The following is a 16,573-nucleotide window of genomic DNA, read 5'->3' as shown; positions in this document are numbered from 1 at the left end:
CACCCTCTGGAGCGAGGTGAGCCGCTTTGAGCCTTGAAGACAAGCCGAAGGAGGCCTGCGGGGTCTTCGGGATGTACTCCCGGGCGCTCGCGGGCGAGCTCGCCCAGCAGACCTACTTCGGGCTGTATGCCCTGCAGCACCGGGGCCAGGAGTCCGCCGGGATCGCCATCTCCGACGGGGAGAGGACGACCGCGATGCGCGAGATGGGGCTCGTCTCGCAGGTCTTCGACGAGGCGAAGCTCGCCGCGCTCGAGGACGGGCACATCTCTCTGGGGCACGTGCGCTACTCTACGACCGGGTCGGCCTCCTGGGAGAACGCCCAGCCCGAGTTCCACGGGAGAGGGGAGATAAACGTCGCCGTGGCGCACAACGGCAACCTGGTGGGCTCAGCCGCGTTGCGCGACGAGCTGGCGAGTGAGGGCTTCGAGTTCCACTCCACCTCGGATACCAGCCTGATCGCGGCGTGCGTCGTCGCCTTCCTGGAGAGGGGATACCCGGTCGAGGAGTCGGTGGGGAGCGCGATGGGCCGTCTGAAGGGGGCGTACTCGGTCGCGATGATCTGCCGGGATGCGCTCGTCGCCTTCCGCGATCCGCAGGGCTTCCGTCCCCTGTGCATCGGGGAGGTCGAGGGCGGGTACGCCGTCTCGAGCGAGACGTGTGGTCTGGACATCATCGGGGCGCGTTTCCTGCGCGAGGTCGAGCCGGGGGAGGTCGTCGTGATCGACGACGGCGGGCTCCGCAGCCACCGGGCGCAGCAGCCCCGCCCCGCGCTGTGCGTCTTCGAGTACGTCTACTTCGCCCGACCCGACTCCCGCTTCGGCGGCCAGGAGGTCGCCGACTCGCGCGAGAAGATGGGCGAGCGGCTCGCTGAGGAGGCCCCGGCCGACGCCGACGTCGTGATCCCGGTGCCGGACTCCGGGATCATGGCCGCCATAGGCTACTCCCGCCGCAGCGGCATCCCGTACGCCGAGGGGCTCATCAAGAACCGCTACGTCGGCAGGACCTTCATCCAGCCGACCGACGGGATGCGCCAGCTGGGGCTGCGCCTCAAGCTCAACCCCCTTCCCTCGGTCATCGATGGTAAGCGGGTCGTCGTGGTGGACGACTCGATCGTGCGGGGTAACACCAGCCGCAAGCTGGTCCGGATGCTCTTCGAGGCCGGGGCTAAGGAGGTGCACTTCCGCGTCTCCTCGCCGCCGGTGATCGGCCCCTGCTACTACGGGATAGACATGGACACGGAGGACCAGCTCGCCGCGGCCCGCTATTCGGTCGAGGAGATCCGGCGGATGATCGGCGCGACCTCGCTCGCCTACCTCTCGGTCGACGGGATGGTCGCGGCGACCGGGCGCCCGAAGGGCCGTCTCTGCCGGGCCTGCTTCGACGGCGAGTATCCCGTCGAGGGAGCGGCGGAGAAGTTTGCGCTGGAGAGGAGGTAGCGCCCTGTCCGGAGCCTACGAGGAGTCCGGCGTCTCGCTGGAGCGCGCGGAGCAGGCCCTGTCGCGGATGCGCTCGGCCGTCGAGGCGACCCACGGCCCCTCCGTCGTCCCCTACCCCGGCGGTTTCGCCGGCCTCTACGGGCTCTCCGGGTATCGCGATCCCGTCCTCGCCTCGACGATAGACGGGGTGGGCACGAAGGTTCTCGTCGCGAGGGAGACGGGGCGGTACGCCTCTTTGGGGGAGGATATCGTCAACCACTGCGCGAACGACGTGCTCGCCGCCGGGGCGCGTCCGCTGTTGTTCCTGGACTACGTGGGGACGGGCGTCCTCGACCCCGAGGCCGTCGCGGAGATCGCCTGCGGGGCCGCCGGGGCCTGCCAGAGGCTCGGGATCTCGCTCGTCGGCGGGGAGACGGCGGAGATGCCGGGGCTCTACGGGGCGGGGGACTTCGAGGTCGTGGGGGTGTGCGTCGGCGCCTGCGAGCGGGACGAGCTGGTGCGGGGCGAGAGGGTGAGGGCGGGGGACGCGGTGATCGGGCTCGCTTCGAGCGGGCTGCACACGAACGGGTATACGCTCGCCCGGAAGATCGTCTCGGAGGCGGGCCTCTCCTACGCGGATGTGCCGGAGGGGCTGGACCGGCCTCTGGGCGAGCTCTACCTGGAACCGCACCGGGCTTACGTGAAGGAGATCCTGGCGCTCAGGGAGAAAATCGAGGTGCGCGGGATGGCGCACATCACGGGGGGAGGGCTCCCGGGGAACCTGCCGCGGGCCCTCGGCGGCTTCGGGGCGCACCTCGAAGCCTCCTCGTGGGAGGAGCCGGAGGTATTCGGCTTCATACGCCGGGCAGGCGGTATCCCCGAGGACGAGATGCGCAGGGTCTTCAACCTCGGGGTGGGCTTCTGCGCCGTGGTGCCCGCGGAGGAGGCGGAGCGGGCGGTCGGCGTGGTGCGGGAGGCGGGGTGTGTGGCATGGCGCATCGGGGAGGTCGTGGAGCGGAGGGGGGTGTCGTTTGGGTAGACGGCTTCCCGAGGGGGCACGCTTCGGGGTGCTCGTCTCCGGGTCTGGGACGAACCTCCAGGCTCTTCTCGATGCCTACCCGGGACACGTCGCGGTCGTCGGCGGGGACAGGAAAGATGCCTACGCATTCGAGCGAGCCCGGAGGGCGGGGGTGCCGGTCGAGCACGTCGATCCGGCATGCTTCGCCACCCGCGAAGAGTACGACGCCGAGCTGGCCGAGAGGATCGCGGCGTATGACGTGGAGCTCGTGGTGGGGGCCGGATACATGAGGATACTCTCTCCGGTATTCCTGGAGCGCTTCCCGGCGATCATCAACGTGCACCCCTCGCTGCTGCCGCGTTTCCGCGGGCTGGGCGCGGTGAGGCGGGCGCTCGAGGCCGGGGAGAGGGAGACGGGGGTGACGGTGCACCTCATGGTCGAGGAGGTGGATGCCGGGCCGATCCTGGCTCAGGAGCGGGTGCCGATCCTGCCCGGCGACACCGAGGAGACGCTGCTCGAGCGGCTGCACCCGGTCGAGCACCGGCTGCTCGTCGGGGCGGTCGCGGACTACTTCTGGGGGAGGGTGAAGGTATGAGCGATGGGGGCAGGAAGAGGGCTCTGATCTCCGTCTCGGACAAGAGCGGGCTCGTGGGGTTCGCCCGTGGGCTCGTGGAGCTAAACTTCGAGATCGTCTCGACCGGGGGGACGGCGCGCCATCTCAAGGCGTCGGGCGTCGAGGTCGTCTCCGTCTCGGAGGTGACCGGGGAGCCCGAGATCCTCGGCGGCAGGGTGAAGACGCTGCACCCGAAGATCCACGGCGGCATCCTGGCCGACCGCAGAGACCCGGAGCACCTGCGTGAGATCTCCGGGCTCGGCATAGAGCCGGTGGACCTCGTCTGCATCGACCTCTACCCGTTCGAGAGGACCGTCGGCGGCGGGGCTTCGGAGCCCGAGGCCATCGAGCAGATAGACATCGGGGGACCGGCGATGCTACGGGCGGCGGCGAAGAACTTCGAGTCGGTCGTCGTGGTGCCCGGACCGGAGCACTACGCGGAGGTTCTCTCAGAGCTCAGGAATGGAGGCGTCTCGCGCGAGACGCGCAGGCGCCTGGCGCTCGCCGCGTTCCGCCGCACCGCACTCTACGACGCGGCCATCGCGGGCTGGCTCGGGCGGGGGGAGGCGTTCCCGGAGGTTCTGGTCGAGGGCTACCGCAGGGTGATGCCGCTGCGCTACGGGGAGAACCCGCACCAGGAGGCTGCCTTCTACGCCCGCATCGGGGAGCGGCACCTGCTCTCCGACCTCGAGCAGCTTCAGGGCAAGGAGATCTCGTTCAACAACCTCTACGACCTCGACGCGGCGAGGACGCTGCTCGCTGACCTCATGGGTGGATTCCCGGACGAGAGCGCGGCCGTGATCGTCAAGCACGCCAACCCCTGCGGGGCGGCGGTCGCCGCCAGCCCGGTGGAGGCGTACCGCAGGGCGCTCGCCTCGGACCCCACCTCCGCCTTCGGCGGGATCGTCGCCCTCGGGGAGGAGGTCGACGGGGAGCTGGCCGAGGAGATCTCGGGTGTCTTCACCGAGATCCTCGTTGCTCCCGGCTTCTCCGACGAGGCCAGGCGGATATTCTCCGGCAAGCCCAACATGATCCTGCTCGAAGGAACCCCACCCCCCCGCTCGCCTCTCTCCGCGAAGTACGTCAGCGGTGGCATGCTGCAGCAGCAGGCCGACGTGGTGGAGCCCCCCGACGAGTACCGGACGGCCACCAGAAAAGCCCCCACCGCAGGACAGATGCGGGATCTGCTCTTCGCCTGGCGGGTGGCGCGGCAGGTCAAGAGCAACGCCATCGTCCTGGCGAAGGACGGTGCGACGGTCGGGGTGGGGGCCGGGCAGATGAGCCGGGTCGAGGCTGCGGAGATAGCCGTGCGCAAGGCGGGGGACCGCGCCACGGGGGCCGCCGCCGCGAGCGACGCTTTCTTCCCGTTCCCGGACGGGCTCGAAGTCCTGGCCGAAGCCGGCGTATCGGCCGTCATCCAGCCAGGGGGATCGAAGCGCGATCCCGAGGTCGTGGAGGCCGCCGAGCGCCGCGGTGTCGCCATGATCTTCACCGGAAGGAGACATTTCCTGCACTAGGGCCGTTGTTTGTTAAACTTTCGGGTGGGCCAGTAGCTCAGTGGTAGAGCAGGGGACTTTTAATCCTCGTGTCGTAGGTTCGATTCCTACCTGGCTCACGGGCCCCCATCGTCTAGCGGCCTAGGATTCCGCCCTTTCAAGGCGGCGGCACGGGTTCGAATCCCGTTGGGGGCATGGTGCGGCGGGTGACGCCGCACCGTCGATTGTTCGATGATTGACCGTCTGGTAGTCTATTCGCGGGGCGATTAGCTCAGGGGTAGAGCGCCTCCCTTACAAGGAGGAGGTCGGTGGTTCGAACCCACCATCGCCCACTCTAAACTCCCTGCAAACGGCGGTGTTCTGCAGATGCAAAGAGAGATCTCGGCCGCATTTCCGAGGCCTCTCTGCTGCAACCCGAGTGGATTTGCCTTCATTATGCTGCTCTCAAATGGCAGCACCCGAAGTTTTGTTCAGGAGCTTCTGGGGCACGCTACCATCGCCGTAACCTGGATATCTGCAGCCAACGTTCTCTCCGGAATGGGAGGCGGCCTGGCGGATGCTATGGAGGAGGTTCTCGGATAGACGCCGGCAACCCCTGGTTTCGGCAACTGTCAAAAGGCCCCGGCGATTCGCCGGGGCCTTCTTGCTTTCCCGTTATCTGCAGGAATTTTGTAAGTGGCGGGACCCGGAATCGAACCGGGGACACCGTGATTTTCAGTCACGTGCTCTACCGACTGAGCTATCCCGCCTCGCTGGTCGGCGGGAGCGACGGGACTCGAACCCGCGGCCTCCGGCGTGACAGGCCGGCGTTCTAACCAACTGAACTACGCCCCCGCGCAGCGGAGAGTGTAACAAACTGAGGGAGGAATTTCTATCGGCGTTATCCACCTCTTCACCGGGCGCACGGGATTTTGAAGGGTCTGGGGTATCTGTTCGGCAAGCCGATCATCCCTGTCCCGTCGGGCGGATTGAGAACCCTCTCTTCTCATCGGTCAGGAGAGAGATGACCTCCCTTACAACCTCTTCGGAGGCCGCTCCCTCTTCGACTGTGATCTCCCCGGTTTTAATCCCTTCCGGGGATAGCTCCCGGGCCAGCTCTCTCAGAATTACTCCGCGTGCCTCCTGAGATGCGGCAGTTATCGGATCGGGTGCTGCTTTGTTCAGGGATACGATACGGCCACCTCTTTTACGCATCGCAGGTATGGCCGCTGAGATCGCGTACAGAAAGCCCTTCAGGCCCGCCTCCAGCGCCCGTTCCCAGGAGTCGAGATCTCCAGAGGAGAGCGAGGATGCTCTGGCCTCGACGGCGAAGACCAGCGCGTCGAGGCCCCCGAAGGCGTCTGTGGCCGTCTCTACGAGACGTGACGGATGGTGACGCTTGGCCGGATGCACACCCACGACCGCCGCCTGTCCGTCGTGGGCCTCGACCTCTCTTTGCAAGGCTTCGAGGCGGTGGCGGTCCTGCCCGCCGAGGACCAGGACCGCGCCTTCCCTGGCCAATGCCAGGGCCACGGACGTTCCTGGCTCGTCCTGGGCTCCGAGCACCGCCACCACCCTGTCTTTCAGGTTACTCAAGCTCCTGCCTGTCCGCAGCATGTAGCTTACTGGTGGTCTCTCCTGGCCGGCGACGTGCCTGGGCCATCGCAACTTCGGGGTTTCTGCTGCGGTACTGGATGCGGCGGCGTCGCAGGTATCCTATCGGAGCGCTCCACACGTGCACCAGGTGCGAGTAGGGCCACAGTGCAAAGAGCAGGAAAGCAAGGATTATGTGGATCTTGAAGATCACCGGCACGGGGGACATCAGGTTGGGGTCTGGAGCGAAGGAGAAGAGGCTCCTGGCCCACGGCCCTATCGAGGTGCGGTAGTCGAAGGTCGGGCTGCCGAAAAACGACGAACCGGGCATGTTCAGAAGCCCGACCCATATCCTGTAACCGAGCGTCACTACGAGGCCTATGGCTATCACCACCAGGAGCAGAAAGTCTATGAAGAACTTGATGTTGTTTTTGGTCGTGCGCCTCACCTTCTTCACCAGCCAGCGCCTCATGTTTATGATCAGGATGCCGATGAGCGCGGCTGCCCCGGCGGCCGTCCCGGCCCACAGCGAGAGTATCTCGTACCAGGGGTCCTTGAAGCCTATGGCGTGGTAGAACTGGATCGGGATGAGGATGCCCATCACGTGCCCGAGAAACGCAAAGATGATCCCGATGTGGAAGAGGACCGAGCCCCACTTGAGAGATCTTTTCTCGAGAAGCTCGCTCGATTCGGAGGTCCATCCGAACTGGTCGTAGCGGTAGCGGAACGCGTGTCCCACGACGAAGGACGCCATGGCCAAATACGGCCAGATCACCCACGTGAAGTTGTCCAGCAGGTTCATCTATCTTCTTCTCCCGTCGAAGACGACCTTGCTTTGAGGAGGGGCCTGAGGTCCCTCCGAGCCGTAGGCCTCCAGGCCCACCAGCTCGCGGGGCGGACCCTTGGCCACCAGTTCCCTGGCTTCCTCCATCTCCCGCTCGCTCACCTCTGGCAGGAGGCTCCTCAGGGCGTCGATGAGGTGGGTGTAGGGGCTTCGCATCTGGAGGAGCGCCTTCCTCATCACCTCGAGCCCCGCCCGATACTCCGAGAGGAGCTTCATACCTGTCTCGGGATCTTCGTTTGCGAACTCGAGCATGAGCGGCAGGTAGTCGGGTAGCTCATCGCTCTCCACGGCGTATCCGGCCCTCGCATAGGTCCATTTGAGGTCTATGAGGGCCTGCCCTCTCCTTCTCTCGTCTCCGTAGCGGAAGTAGCTGAGGTAGAGGGTGTTCTTGGCCGCGAAGTCGAAGGTTTCGGCGTAGTCGGCCTGGAGCTTGAGCGGGGGGGTGTTCTGCCAGTAGAGCAGAAAACGCTCTATGCTCTCCCTGGCCGGGGAGTCTTCGAGGTCCTGCACGACCCGTGCTATCTCCTCGCGCGAGGAGATCATCTCCTCGTCCGGGTAGCTCAGGAGGATCGAGATGATCTTGAAGATCACGCGCCCGCCCCCTTGAGGTGGAACGCCTCGAAGTCTGCCTTGGAGCGGAAGAAGTTGACGTTCGGGGCCTTGAGCCTCCCGCCCATCGCCCGGGCCTTCTCCTCGAGCTCCTCCTTCATCGAGTAGAAGGCTTCGTTCCTCTGGGTACCTTCCACGCTCGCGCAGCTTCCGGGGCCCCCGGCGAAGTCCAGACCGCAGGCGCCCTGCGCCTGCGCGTCGAGCTCCAGGGCGAGCTCCTTGTGGGCCTTCGGGATCACGTAGCGCTCGTCGTAGTTGGCTATGGCGAGGAGCCGGTACATCTCTACTATCTGATCTTCGCCGAGATCGGCATCCTCGGCGAGCCGGGGGTCTGCCTCTCCGGCTATGTCCAGCTCCCTCATGTAGGCCCTCATCGCCGCGAGGCGCCTCAAAACCCGCTTTATCTCCTCCTCGTCTCCCGCGGTGAGCAGGTTGGCCAGGTACTTGTTGGGGATGCGCATCTCCTCTATCGCCGGGAAGACCGCGTCCGGGTCGGGCTCGCCGTCTTCTATGAGGCTCATCACCGGGGAGAGCGGCGGCACGTACCAGACCATGGGAAGCGTCCGGTACTCCGGGTGGAGGGGCAGCGCCACGCCCCATTCGATCGCGAGCTTGTAGAGGGGCGATCTCTGGGCTGCCTCGATCCAGTCCTCCGGGATCCCGTCGAAGCGCGCCTGTTCTATGACCTCGGGGTCGTGGGGATCGAGGAAGATGGAGCGCTGGGCGTCGAGGAGCTCCTTCTCATCCGGGGTGGAGGCCGCCTCCTCGACCCGGTCGGCGTCGTAGAGCAGAACACCTATGTAGCGGATGCGTCCCACGCACGTCTCGGAGCAGATCGTCGGGTCGCCGTTCTGGATGCGCGGGTAGCAGAGCGTGCACTTCTCGGCCTTGCCCGTGTGCCAGTTGAAGTAGACCTTCTTGTAGGGGCAGCCCGTGACGCAGTAGCGCCAGCCCCGGCACTGCTCCTGGTCCACCAGCACTATCCCGTCCTCGTCCCGCTTGTACATCGCTCCAGAGGGGCAGGAGGCGACGCAGGAGGGGTTGAGGCAGTGCTCGCAGATGCGCGGCAGGTACATCATGAAGACCTTCTCGTACTCCATGCGCACCCGCTCCTGGATGTCTTCGGAGATGTTCGGATCGTGGGGGGCGCTCTCCTGCGAGCCCGCCAGGTCGTCCTCCCAGTTGGGACCCCACTCGAGCTCCATCGGCTCCCCCGTTATCCTCGATTGAGGCCTTGCAACAGGCTGGTGGGCTGAAGGCTTCGCGCTGGTCAGGGTCTCGTAGTCGTAGGTCCACGGTTCATAGTAATCTTCTATGACCGGAAGGTCCGGGTTGTAGAAGATGTTCGCCAGCTTCTTGAGCTTCCCCCCGGCCTTGAGCTCCAGCTTGCCGTCCTTCTTCAGCTGCCAGCCGCCGTTCCACCGGTCCTGGTTCTCCCACTCTTTGGGGTAGCCCACCCCGGGCTTGGTCTCCACGTCGTTGAACCAGATGTACTCAGTACCCTCCCGGTTCGTCCAGGTGTTCTTGCAGGTCACGGAGCAGGTGTGGCACCCGATGCACTTGTCCAGGTTCATCACCATCCCGATCTGGGCCTTGACCAGCATCAGTAGGCCACCTCCCTCTGGCGCTTGCGGATGACGGTCACGGTATCCCGTTGCGATCCCGCCGGGCCGTAGTAGTTGAGTGCGAACGTGAACTGCGCGTAGCCGCCTATCATGTGAGTGGGTTTGACGACTATCCTGGTCGTCGAGTTGTCGGTTCCGCCGCGGGTGCCGCTGACCTCGGAGATGGGCACGTTGACATGCCTGTCCTGGGCATGGTACATGATCGCCGTGCCCTCGGGGATCCGGTGCGAGACAACTGCACGGGCGGAGATGACCCCGTGCACGTTGTAGACCTCGATCCAGTCGTTGTCTTTGACGTCTATCTTGTTCGCATCCTCCACGCTCATCCACACCACGGGACCTCCCCGGAAGAGCTCCAGCATCCTCAGGTTGTCCTGATACTCGGAGTGGATGGACCACTTGGAGTGCGGGGTGAGGTAGCGCACCGTAACCTCGGTTCTGCCATCTCCGAGAGAACGGGCATCGTACCCGAGGTCCAGCGGTGGCTTGAAGATGGGGAGCGCCTCTCCATACTCGAGCATCCACTCGTGGTCCAGGTAGAAGTGCTGGCGCCCGGTCAGCGTGTGCCAGGGCTTCTTTTTCTCGACGTTTATAGTGAAAGGAGAGTAACGCCTGGTGCGGCTCTCCATCCCCGACCACTCCGGGGAGGCGATGACCTTGCGCGGCTGCGCCGTTATGTCCCGGAAGGTTATCCGTTCATCGCCTCTCTCCTCCGCCAGATCAACGAGCTTCAGGCCGGTGCGCTTCTCCAAGGCTTTGAAGCCTTCCACCGCGAGGCGCCCGTTGGTGGTCCCGGAGAGCGCCAGGATGGCTTCGCAGACCTGATCCGCGCGCTCCAGGCGCGGCCTGCCGGCGGCAGGACCCTCCCTTACGACGCCGTTCTGACGGCGCATCTCGTCGACCTCGAGCTTCGGTTTCCATGTCACGCCCTTGCTGCCGATGCCGAGCTCCTCGACCAGAGGCCCCAGCGAGCACATCTTCTGGAAGACGGCGGTGTAGTCGCGCTCTATAACGGTGAGCCTGGGCATCGTCTTGCCCGGTACCGGCTCACACTCACCTTTCTTCCAATCCCTGACTTCACCGAATGGTTGTGCGATCTCATCCGGGCTGTCGTGCATGAGGGGCGTGGCCACGACGTCCTTTCTCACCCCGAGGTGGTCCTTCGCCAGCTCGGAGAACCTCTTCGCTATGGCCTTGAAAGAGTCCCAGTCGCTTCTGGCCTCCCACGGCGGGTCGATCGCCGGGTTGAACGGGTGTACAAACGGATGCATGTCCGTGGAGGAGAGGTCGTGCTTCTCGTACCACGTCGCCGCCGGCAGCACTATGTCGGAGTACATGGAGGAGCCATTCTTGCGGAAGTCCATCGTGACGAGAAGATCGAGCTTGCCGACCGGAGCCTCCTCGCGCCAGCGCACGTCCTTTGGCCTCAGCTCTTCGGGCGTCTCCTCGTTGCGCACCGCTGCGTCCGGCACCCCGAGCAGGTGCTTGAGGAAGTACTCGTGCCCCTTGCCCGAAGAACCGAGGAGGTTCGAGCGCCACAGCGTCAGAACCCTGGGGAAGTTCTGCGGGGCGTCGGGGTCCTCGCAGGCGAAGTGAAGCCTGTCTTCCTTGAGCTCTCTCACGACATACTCCTCGACCGGGATGCCTTCTCTCCCGGCCGCCTCGGCTATCTCTAGCGGGTTGCGGTCGAAGGTCGGATGGGAGGGCTGCCAGCCCAGGCGCGCTGAAAGGGCGAGACAATCCACGAAGTGCATGCCGGAGAACATGCCTTTCGCAGTAGGCGAAGAGAGTTCTTCCGGAGAGCCCGGCTCGTAACGCCACTGATCGGTGGCCAGATACCACAGCGAGGTGCCGGCCATGTGACGCGGGGGACGATTCCAGTCGAGTGCGAAGGCCATCGTCGACCAGCCGGTGAACGGTCTCACCTTCTCCTGGCCTACGTAATGCGCCCATCCCCCTCCGTTTACTCCCTGACATCCACACAGCAGGACGAGCGTGAGCATGGCCCGGTAGATCTGATCCGAGTGATACCAATGGTTCGTGCCGGCGCCCATCACTATCATTGATCTGCCATTGGTCCTCTCGGCGTTGCGGGCGAACTCCCGGGCTATGCGTGCTGCCCTCCCCGAGTCCACACCGGTTATCTCCTGCTGCCAGCCGGGCGTGTAGGGTTCGGGGTCATCGTACCCCTCGGGCCACTTGCCGGGGAGCCCTTCCCTCCTTACGCCGTAGTGCGCGAGCAGCAGGTCGAAGACCGTCGTCACCAGATGATCCCCGACCCGCTTGGCAGGCACCCCGCGTACGATCACCTCTCTGGTATCGAAACGGGGGAAGCTCACCTCGACGAGCTGGTGGTGGCGGCCCAGCAGGGTGAGCGATGGGTCGATCCCCCCGAGATCCAGGTTCCACCTACCCTCTCCTTCTTCCCCGTAGCGGGTGCCGAGGGTGCCGTTCGGGCTCTTGACCTCACCGGTTTCGCCGTCGAGCAGGACCGGCTTCCACTCGGCGTTCTCCTCTTTGCCACCCAGGTCCGAAAGACGGAGGAAGCGGCCAGGGAGATGCGCGCCGCCCTCGCCCTCCTCAAGCGTGATCAGAAACGGCAGGTCCGTGTACTTCTTCGCGTATTCCACGAAGTAGGGCACCTGCCTCTGCACGTAGAATTCTTTGAGGATCACGTGCCCCATCGCCAGCGCCAGCGCCCCGTCGGTGCCGGGGTGCGCCGGCAGCCAGTGGTCGGCGAACTTGGTGTGGTCGGAGTAGTCCGGCGAGACGACGACCGTCTTCTGTCCCTTGTAGCGCGCCTCGGTCATGAAGTGGGCGTCCGGGGTCCTGGTTATGGGGATGTTCGATCCCCACATGATGAGGTAGCTTGCGTTGTACCAGTCGGCGGACTCCGGTACGTCGGTCTGGTCTCCCCAGATCTGCGGCGAGGCCGTAGGCAAGTCCGAATACCAGTCGTAGAAGCTCGGGATCACACCGCCGATGAGCGAGAGAAAGCGCGTCCCCGACGCGTAAGAGACCATGCTCATCGCGGGGATCGGGCTGAAGCCCATGACCCTGTCGGGGCCGTACTTCTTTATGGTGTAGACGTGGGCGGAGGCTATGAGCTCGACGACCTCCTCCCACGAGGCCCGCACCAACCCTCCCTTGCCCCTCCGGCTCTTGTAGCTTCTCGCCTTCTCGGGATCCTCGACGATAGAGGCCCACGCCTCCACCGGGTCACCCTTCTCGGCCTTCGCCCTGCGCCACAGCTCGAGCAGAGCCCCCCTCACGTAGGGGTGTTTGATCCTCAGGGGCGAGTAGGTGTACCAGGAGAACGATGCCCCCCTCGGACATCCCCGCGGCTCGTACTCCGGGAAGTCCGGACCGTTGGAAGGGTAATCCACCGCCTGGGTCTCCCAGGTTATGATGCCGTCCTTCACGTAAACCTGCCAGGAGCACGAGCCCGTACAGTTCACCCCGTGGGTGGAGCGCACCACCTTGTCGTGCTGCCAGCGGTTCTCGTAGGTGTACTCCCAGCCCCTGTCCCGGGCGCTTATCTCGTTCCACCCTCCGGAGCGTTCCTGCCCCCTGCGCAGGTACTGCAACCCCCTGGTCAGAGCACTCGTCGTCCTGGCCAACTCACACCTCTTTCCGGGTCGCCTGAAATACCCATACGCCAGGTTCGGTCCCCGGTTTCAGCCGGAGACCCAAACTCAATGTACCAGCGTGATGTCTGCACCTGTTGAGAATCTATACACAGAAAACGCCGGGTCCATGAGAGAAAGTGTCACCGACACCACCGGTGTGCAGGTCTGTTCCCAGCCCCCCGAACGTTTTGCCCCCTGCACAGGTACCGAAACCCCCGGCAACGGGCTGATCACCCTCGTCATCGGCGAATGCTCCTCTCGTTGCCAACCTGACACTAAATAGGAGTTTATATTACAGCTACACTATCAGTAATTATTTCTCCGTTTATTTTGATCTCGTTGCCTGATCCGGGTGATATGGGGCACGGATTTCATTGATGCAGGTCACGAGGAGATGTCCGTTTGGGATCGGGCATCACGACAAACCCGAGGACAGCGGTCGTCTCCACAGCGTGATCAGCATGTTGACGAACGTGACCACCCAGGCGGCGATCGCGATCCAGACGAAGACCGCGGCTATGTACTTCAGTATGGCCGGCAACGGCATGGCCTGGGCGAGGGTGGCGGTGGCCGTGGTGTACATTCCCAGAGGGAAGACCATTCCCCACCATCCTACGTTGAACCACAAGGGGTAGCGTAGGATGAAGTGGCGCCAGATCCCCATTAGGAAGAGCCAGGGTATCCACCAGGATGCGATGGCCCACAGCACCAGCGTCAGGCCCATCGTGAAGGGCTCGAGTTGTCTCAAAAGGGGGGAAGAGACGTGGGAAGAGAGGAGTACGGCTCCTGCGAGCGTGGCGATGGCAAAGGCACCCATGTCTATCCAATATGTGGGAAGGAGGTCTCCAGCCTCGAGGTCGTAAAAGAAGAGACGCTGGATGATCATCGCTATGACCCACAGATAGAAGATCACGCTGATGAGCCAGAGCAAAAAACTCCAGAACACCACCTGGCTCGCCCCTGATCCGAAAGAGGGTGCTACCCGTGTGCCCAGCACCGAGACGCTGGCTGTCCCAACGGTCCATAAGAGCCAGTTGCCCTGTATCCCCCGCTGCAGAGTGGGCTTCCCCTCCCTCTGCGCGATCAGCGCGGCGGGGATGGCGTAGACGAGCACACACCAGAGTACGAGCGCCAGGACCCACAGCGCCAGAGCCGCGCCACGGTAGCCGCCGACCAGAAGGAGCTGCGTTCCCAACACGCCGCTGCCGGCGACCACGGTGAAGTATCCCATGGCCCTCATGTGCTTGCGGAAGTCTCCGAAGAAGTCACGCGGAAACAAAACCAGCCGGGCCATGTAGACTGCCCACGACAGAGCATAAAAAACGACGTTGACCCACATCAAAACCGTCGGAACGACCGAAATCCCCTGCGTGTGAGCCGCAAGTCCAACGATTCCGGTGGCCATGACCAGAGAAAACCATGCCGGGTTCAGCCCGCTCAGAGCCTCTGATAATTCCGTTTTTCTCATTCCGACCACCGTTAGTCTAGCAACGGAGGATGGAGCAGAAAAGAGGCTCGGAAAACGTAATGGTTTTGAGGATGTGAGGAATGTGTTCGAAGGTCCTGGAGAAGTAGCCCCGTTTTGCCTTTTGCGCTCGCCGGTGTGCCCGAATTCTCTCCCGGCTGGAGGGTTCGACGATAGAATTACTATAATGATCATAGTTGTGTGAGGATGTCTGGAAGGAGTGGGAGGATGAGTGGCAGGGAGCGTCCTGTATCCGGTCGAGCGCTGCACGGGCCGGTACAGAGGTTCGACATCGAGGAGGAGGCGGGCAGGCTCAGGTCCGAGGAGGCGTGGAAGCGGGGTGGGAGGAACGCGATCACGCTGCGCAAGGGGCAGGGGATGAACGTGGTTCTTCTGGTGATGCGTGCCGGGGATGTGCTGGACGAGCATGCGGCGCCGGGGCCTTTCAGCCTGAACGTGGTGAGCGGCAGGGTGCGCTTTGCGGCCGCCGGGGAGGAGATGGAGGCTGGGGCGGGGACCCTGGTGGCGTGTGATGCGGGTGTCAGGCACAGGGTGGAGGCGCTCGAGGAGTCGGTCGGTCTCATCACGATCGCCAAGAGAGACGGTGGAGATGGGTGAGGGTGCCATCATCGGGCCGGATACGCCGGTAGCGGAGCTCGCTGCGAGGTATCCGGCGGTGAGGGTCGTGCTCTCCCGCTACGGGTTCGGATCTTACGAGGATGAGGAGCCGCCTGCGGGTTCGGTCGCGGGGTTTGCCGGGGAGCGGGGCATCCCGCCGGAGAGGTTGGTCGGGGAGATCGAACGGGTGCTCGATCTCTCGCGTCGCGAGCCGCCGCCGGCGAGTTTCCTCGCGCTGCTGGAGACCCACGAGCACCTGAACGAGCTTTTCCTGCTGCACCAGGAGGCCCTGCTCGCGCAGGACATTCCTCTCGCCGCCGAGCTTTTGAAGCAGGTGAGCGAGGGGCAGAGAGAACACATAAAGGTCGAGGAGGAGATCCTGCTGCCGGTGTACGCCCGTGCCGGGAAGATCCCGGGAGGGGACCCGAAGTTCTACATCAACGAGCACCGCAAGATGGTCAGAATCCTCGACCACTTCGAAGAGATGCTGCCCCGTCTGATGGACGAAGGGCAGGGGACCATGAGACGCCGGGTGATTGAGCTCTTCGACGAGGGATACTGGTTCAAGCGGCTGCTCGAGCATCACGACGAGAGGGAGGAGAGCATCCTTTATCCCGTCCTCGACCGGGTGACGACGGAAGAGGAGCGCCGGGAGCTGCTCGAGAGGTGCCTGTGAGCCTATCTCAGGCGTCGAGCACGACGTCGGAGAGGGGGCTGCCGATGCAGATCAGACGATATCCCTCCGCAAGCTCCTCGTCGGAGATCGCAAACGCAAGATCCTGGTCTATCTCTCCCTCGAGGCACATCTGCATGCAGGTGGTGCAGGTGCCGCTCCTGCAGTCGTAGGGGAGGTCTAACCCGTTCTCCTCGGCCTTCTCGAGGATGTACTCGTCCTCGGAGCACTCTATGGTGATGCCGCTCTTCTTGAAGGTTACCCTGTGCGTCTTCGCCATCTCCCTCCTCACACCAAAGCAGGCGGGGAAACATCCTGCGCTCCCCCGCCCGCGCCATCCCACGCCTCAGGACGAGAAGAACTCCTGCGCCTTGGTTATGAACGACCGCATGTCCTCGGGGACCTCGTCCTCCGGGAAGATCGCCTCGACCGGGCACTCCGGCTCGCACGCCCCGCAGTCGATGCACTCCTCCGGGTTGATCATGAACTGATCCCCCGCATCATATATGCAGTCGACCGGACAGACCTCCACACACGCCTGGTTCTTCGTCCCGATGCACGGCTCCGTGATCACGTAGGGCATCGCGCCTCCTCTCTTCCTCGACCACTAACCGTTACTGATTATGTAACGTTTTATTTGCGAGGCAAGGGCTGCATGACCGGGATCACGCGGCTGTGTGATTTCTAGCGGCCGAAGAAGAGCTTGGCGGCGGGGCTTATCATGTCCGGGTTCCAGTGGGGTTCGAAGGAGAGGTGGGCGTCGACTGTCTCGACTCCTTCGATGGAGAGCACCTCGTTTTCGACCTGCTCCTGGATCATGTCGCCCACGGGGCACATCGGGCTCGTCAGGGAGAACGTCACGTCGACGTGGCGTCCATCCTGCTCCACCTTTATGTCGTAGACGAGCCCGAGCTCGACTATATCGAGGCCGAGCTCGGGGTCTATCACGGTCCTGAGCTGGTCTCTGACGCGCTCTTCGCTTACGGTCTTTTGCAT

At 64.0% G+C, this 16,573-nt stretch carries 15 protein-coding genes and 5 tRNA genes; 9 read left to right on the top strand and 11 right to left on the bottom strand.

Going from position 1 to position 16,573, the window contains the following annotated elements; genetic code table 11:
• Positions 1-26 precede the first annotated feature (26 nt).
• From purF to PJB24_RS03625, 7 genes are all read left to right on the top strand, one after another.
• The gene (gene purF / locus PJB24_RS03655; protein ID WP_273842816.1) at positions 27-1,436 is read left to right on the top strand and encodes an amidophosphoribosyltransferase; all 1,410 of its coding nucleotides are present in this window, start codon (positions 27-29) and stop codon (positions 1,434-1,436) included.
• A complete protein-coding gene (purM, locus tag PJB24_RS03650) occupies positions 1,417-2,454 on the top strand; it encodes a phosphoribosylformylglycinamidine cyclo-ligase (RefSeq protein ID WP_273842815.1) in 1,038 nt (345 codons plus the stop codon). The genes purF and purM overlap by 20 nt, the downstream gene beginning before the upstream one ends.
• Positions 2,447-3,028: a phosphoribosylglycinamide formyltransferase gene (purN, locus tag PJB24_RS03645; RefSeq protein ID WP_273842814.1), complete on the top strand. Its 582-nt coding sequence runs from the start codon at positions 2,447-2,449 to the stop codon at positions 3,026-3,028. The genes purM and purN overlap by 8 nt, the downstream gene beginning before the upstream one ends.
• On the top strand, positions 3,025-4,563 hold the full coding sequence (gene purH / locus PJB24_RS03640) for a bifunctional phosphoribosylaminoimidazolecarboxamide formyltransferase/IMP cyclohydrolase (protein WP_273842813.1): 1,539 nt from the start codon (positions 3,025-3,027) through the stop codon (positions 4,561-4,563). The genes purN and purH overlap by 4 nt, the downstream gene beginning before the upstream one ends.
• Positions 4,564-4,589: 26 nt before the next feature.
• Positions 4,590-4,661: transfer RNA gene (locus PJB24_RS03635), tRNA-Lys, on the top strand.
• Between the two features lie 3 nt (positions 4,662-4,664).
• Positions 4,665-4,737: transfer RNA gene (locus PJB24_RS03630), tRNA-Glu, on the top strand.
• 65 nt (positions 4,738-4,802) lie between these two features.
• Positions 4,803-4,874, top strand: a tRNA-Val gene (locus tag PJB24_RS03625).
• Positions 4,875-5,218: 344 nt separating this feature from the next.
• On the opposite strand, the gene PJB24_RS03620 is transcribed toward PJB24_RS03625, so the two are convergent.
• The 8 genes from PJB24_RS03620 to PJB24_RS03585 all read right to left on the bottom strand — a co-directional run bounded on the left by PJB24_RS03620 (position 5,219) and on the right by PJB24_RS03585 (position 14,289).
• Positions 5,219-5,291 (bottom strand) — tRNA-Phe (locus tag PJB24_RS03620).
• Positions 5,292-5,302: 11 nt separating this feature from the next.
• Positions 5,303-5,376, bottom strand: a tRNA-Asp gene (locus PJB24_RS03615).
• 111 nt (positions 5,377-5,487) lie between these two features.
• Positions 5,488-6,117 (bottom strand): SDR family NAD(P)-dependent oxidoreductase, encoded by a 630-nt coding sequence (locus PJB24_RS03610; RefSeq protein ID WP_273842811.1) that lies wholly within the window; start codon positions 6,115-6,117, stop codon positions 5,488-5,490.
• The gene (gene narI, locus PJB24_RS03605) at positions 6,110-6,916 is read right to left on the bottom strand and encodes a respiratory nitrate reductase subunit gamma (RefSeq protein WP_273842808.1); all 807 of its coding nucleotides are present in this window, start codon (positions 6,914-6,916) and stop codon (positions 6,110-6,112) included. Before narI ends, PJB24_RS03610 begins: the two co-directional genes overlap by 8 nt.
• On the bottom strand, positions 6,917-7,549 hold the full coding sequence (gene narJ / locus PJB24_RS03600) for a nitrate reductase molybdenum cofactor assembly chaperone (protein ID WP_273842807.1): 633 nt from the start codon (positions 7,547-7,549) through the stop codon (positions 6,917-6,919).
• On the bottom strand, positions 7,546-9,171 hold the full coding sequence (narH, locus tag PJB24_RS03595; RefSeq protein ID WP_273842805.1) for a nitrate reductase subunit beta: 1,626 nt from the start codon (positions 9,169-9,171) through the stop codon (positions 7,546-7,548). The genes narJ and narH overlap by 4 nt, the downstream gene beginning before the upstream one ends.
• Positions 9,171-12,812: a nitrate reductase subunit alpha gene (locus PJB24_RS03590; protein WP_273842803.1), complete on the bottom strand. Its 3,642-nt coding sequence runs from the start codon at positions 12,810-12,812 to the stop codon at positions 9,171-9,173. The genes narH and PJB24_RS03590 overlap by 1 nt, the downstream gene beginning before the upstream one ends.
• A 424-nt stretch (positions 12,813-13,236) precedes the next feature.
• Positions 13,237-14,289, bottom strand: a complete 1,053-nt coding sequence (locus tag PJB24_RS03585) for a tellurite resistance/C4-dicarboxylate transporter family protein (RefSeq protein WP_273842801.1) — start codon at positions 14,287-14,289, stop codon at positions 13,237-13,239.
• 225 nt (positions 14,290-14,514) lie between these two features.
• Here PJB24_RS03585 and PJB24_RS03580 point away from each other — a divergent pair, with 225 nt between their 5' ends.
• Together PJB24_RS03580 and PJB24_RS03575 are read left to right on the top strand one after the other, a co-directional pair.
• Complete coding sequence (locus PJB24_RS03580) at positions 14,515-14,904, top strand: cupin domain-containing protein (RefSeq protein WP_273842799.1); 390 nt, start codon at positions 14,515-14,517, stop codon at positions 14,902-14,904.
• Positions 14,897-15,580, top strand: a complete 684-nt coding sequence (locus tag PJB24_RS03575) for a hemerythrin domain-containing protein (protein WP_273842798.1) — start codon at positions 14,897-14,899, stop codon at positions 15,578-15,580. The genes PJB24_RS03580 and PJB24_RS03575 overlap by 8 nt, the downstream gene beginning before the upstream one ends.
• 7 nt (positions 15,581-15,587) lie before the next feature.
• Here the strand turns inward: PJB24_RS03575 and PJB24_RS03570 are convergent, their stop codons facing one another.
• From PJB24_RS03570 to PJB24_RS03560, 3 genes are all read right to left on the bottom strand, one after another.
• Positions 15,588-15,857, bottom strand: coding sequence for a 2Fe-2S iron-sulfur cluster-binding protein (locus PJB24_RS03570; protein ID WP_273842796.1), 270 nt, complete (start codon positions 15,855-15,857; stop codon positions 15,588-15,590).
• A gap of 66 nt (positions 15,858-15,923) precedes the next feature.
• Positions 15,924-16,160 (bottom strand): 4Fe-4S dicluster domain-containing protein, encoded by a 237-nt coding sequence (locus PJB24_RS03565; RefSeq protein WP_273842794.1) that lies wholly within the window; start codon positions 16,158-16,160, stop codon positions 15,924-15,926.
• Positions 16,161-16,261: 101 nt separating this feature from the next.
• Entirely contained in the window at positions 16,262-16,573 is a 312-nt protein-coding gene (locus tag PJB24_RS03560) for a metal-sulfur cluster assembly factor (protein WP_273842792.1), read from the bottom strand.

Origin of the sequence: Rubrobacter calidifluminis (genome assembly GCF_028617075.1) — a bacterium.
Taxonomy (GTDB): domain Bacteria; phylum Actinomycetota; class Rubrobacteria; order Rubrobacterales; family Rubrobacteraceae; genus Rubrobacter_E; species Rubrobacter_E calidifluminis.
The sequence above is the reverse complement of the archived record's forward strand: the minus strand, read 5'-3'. Positions and strand labels throughout refer to the sequence as shown.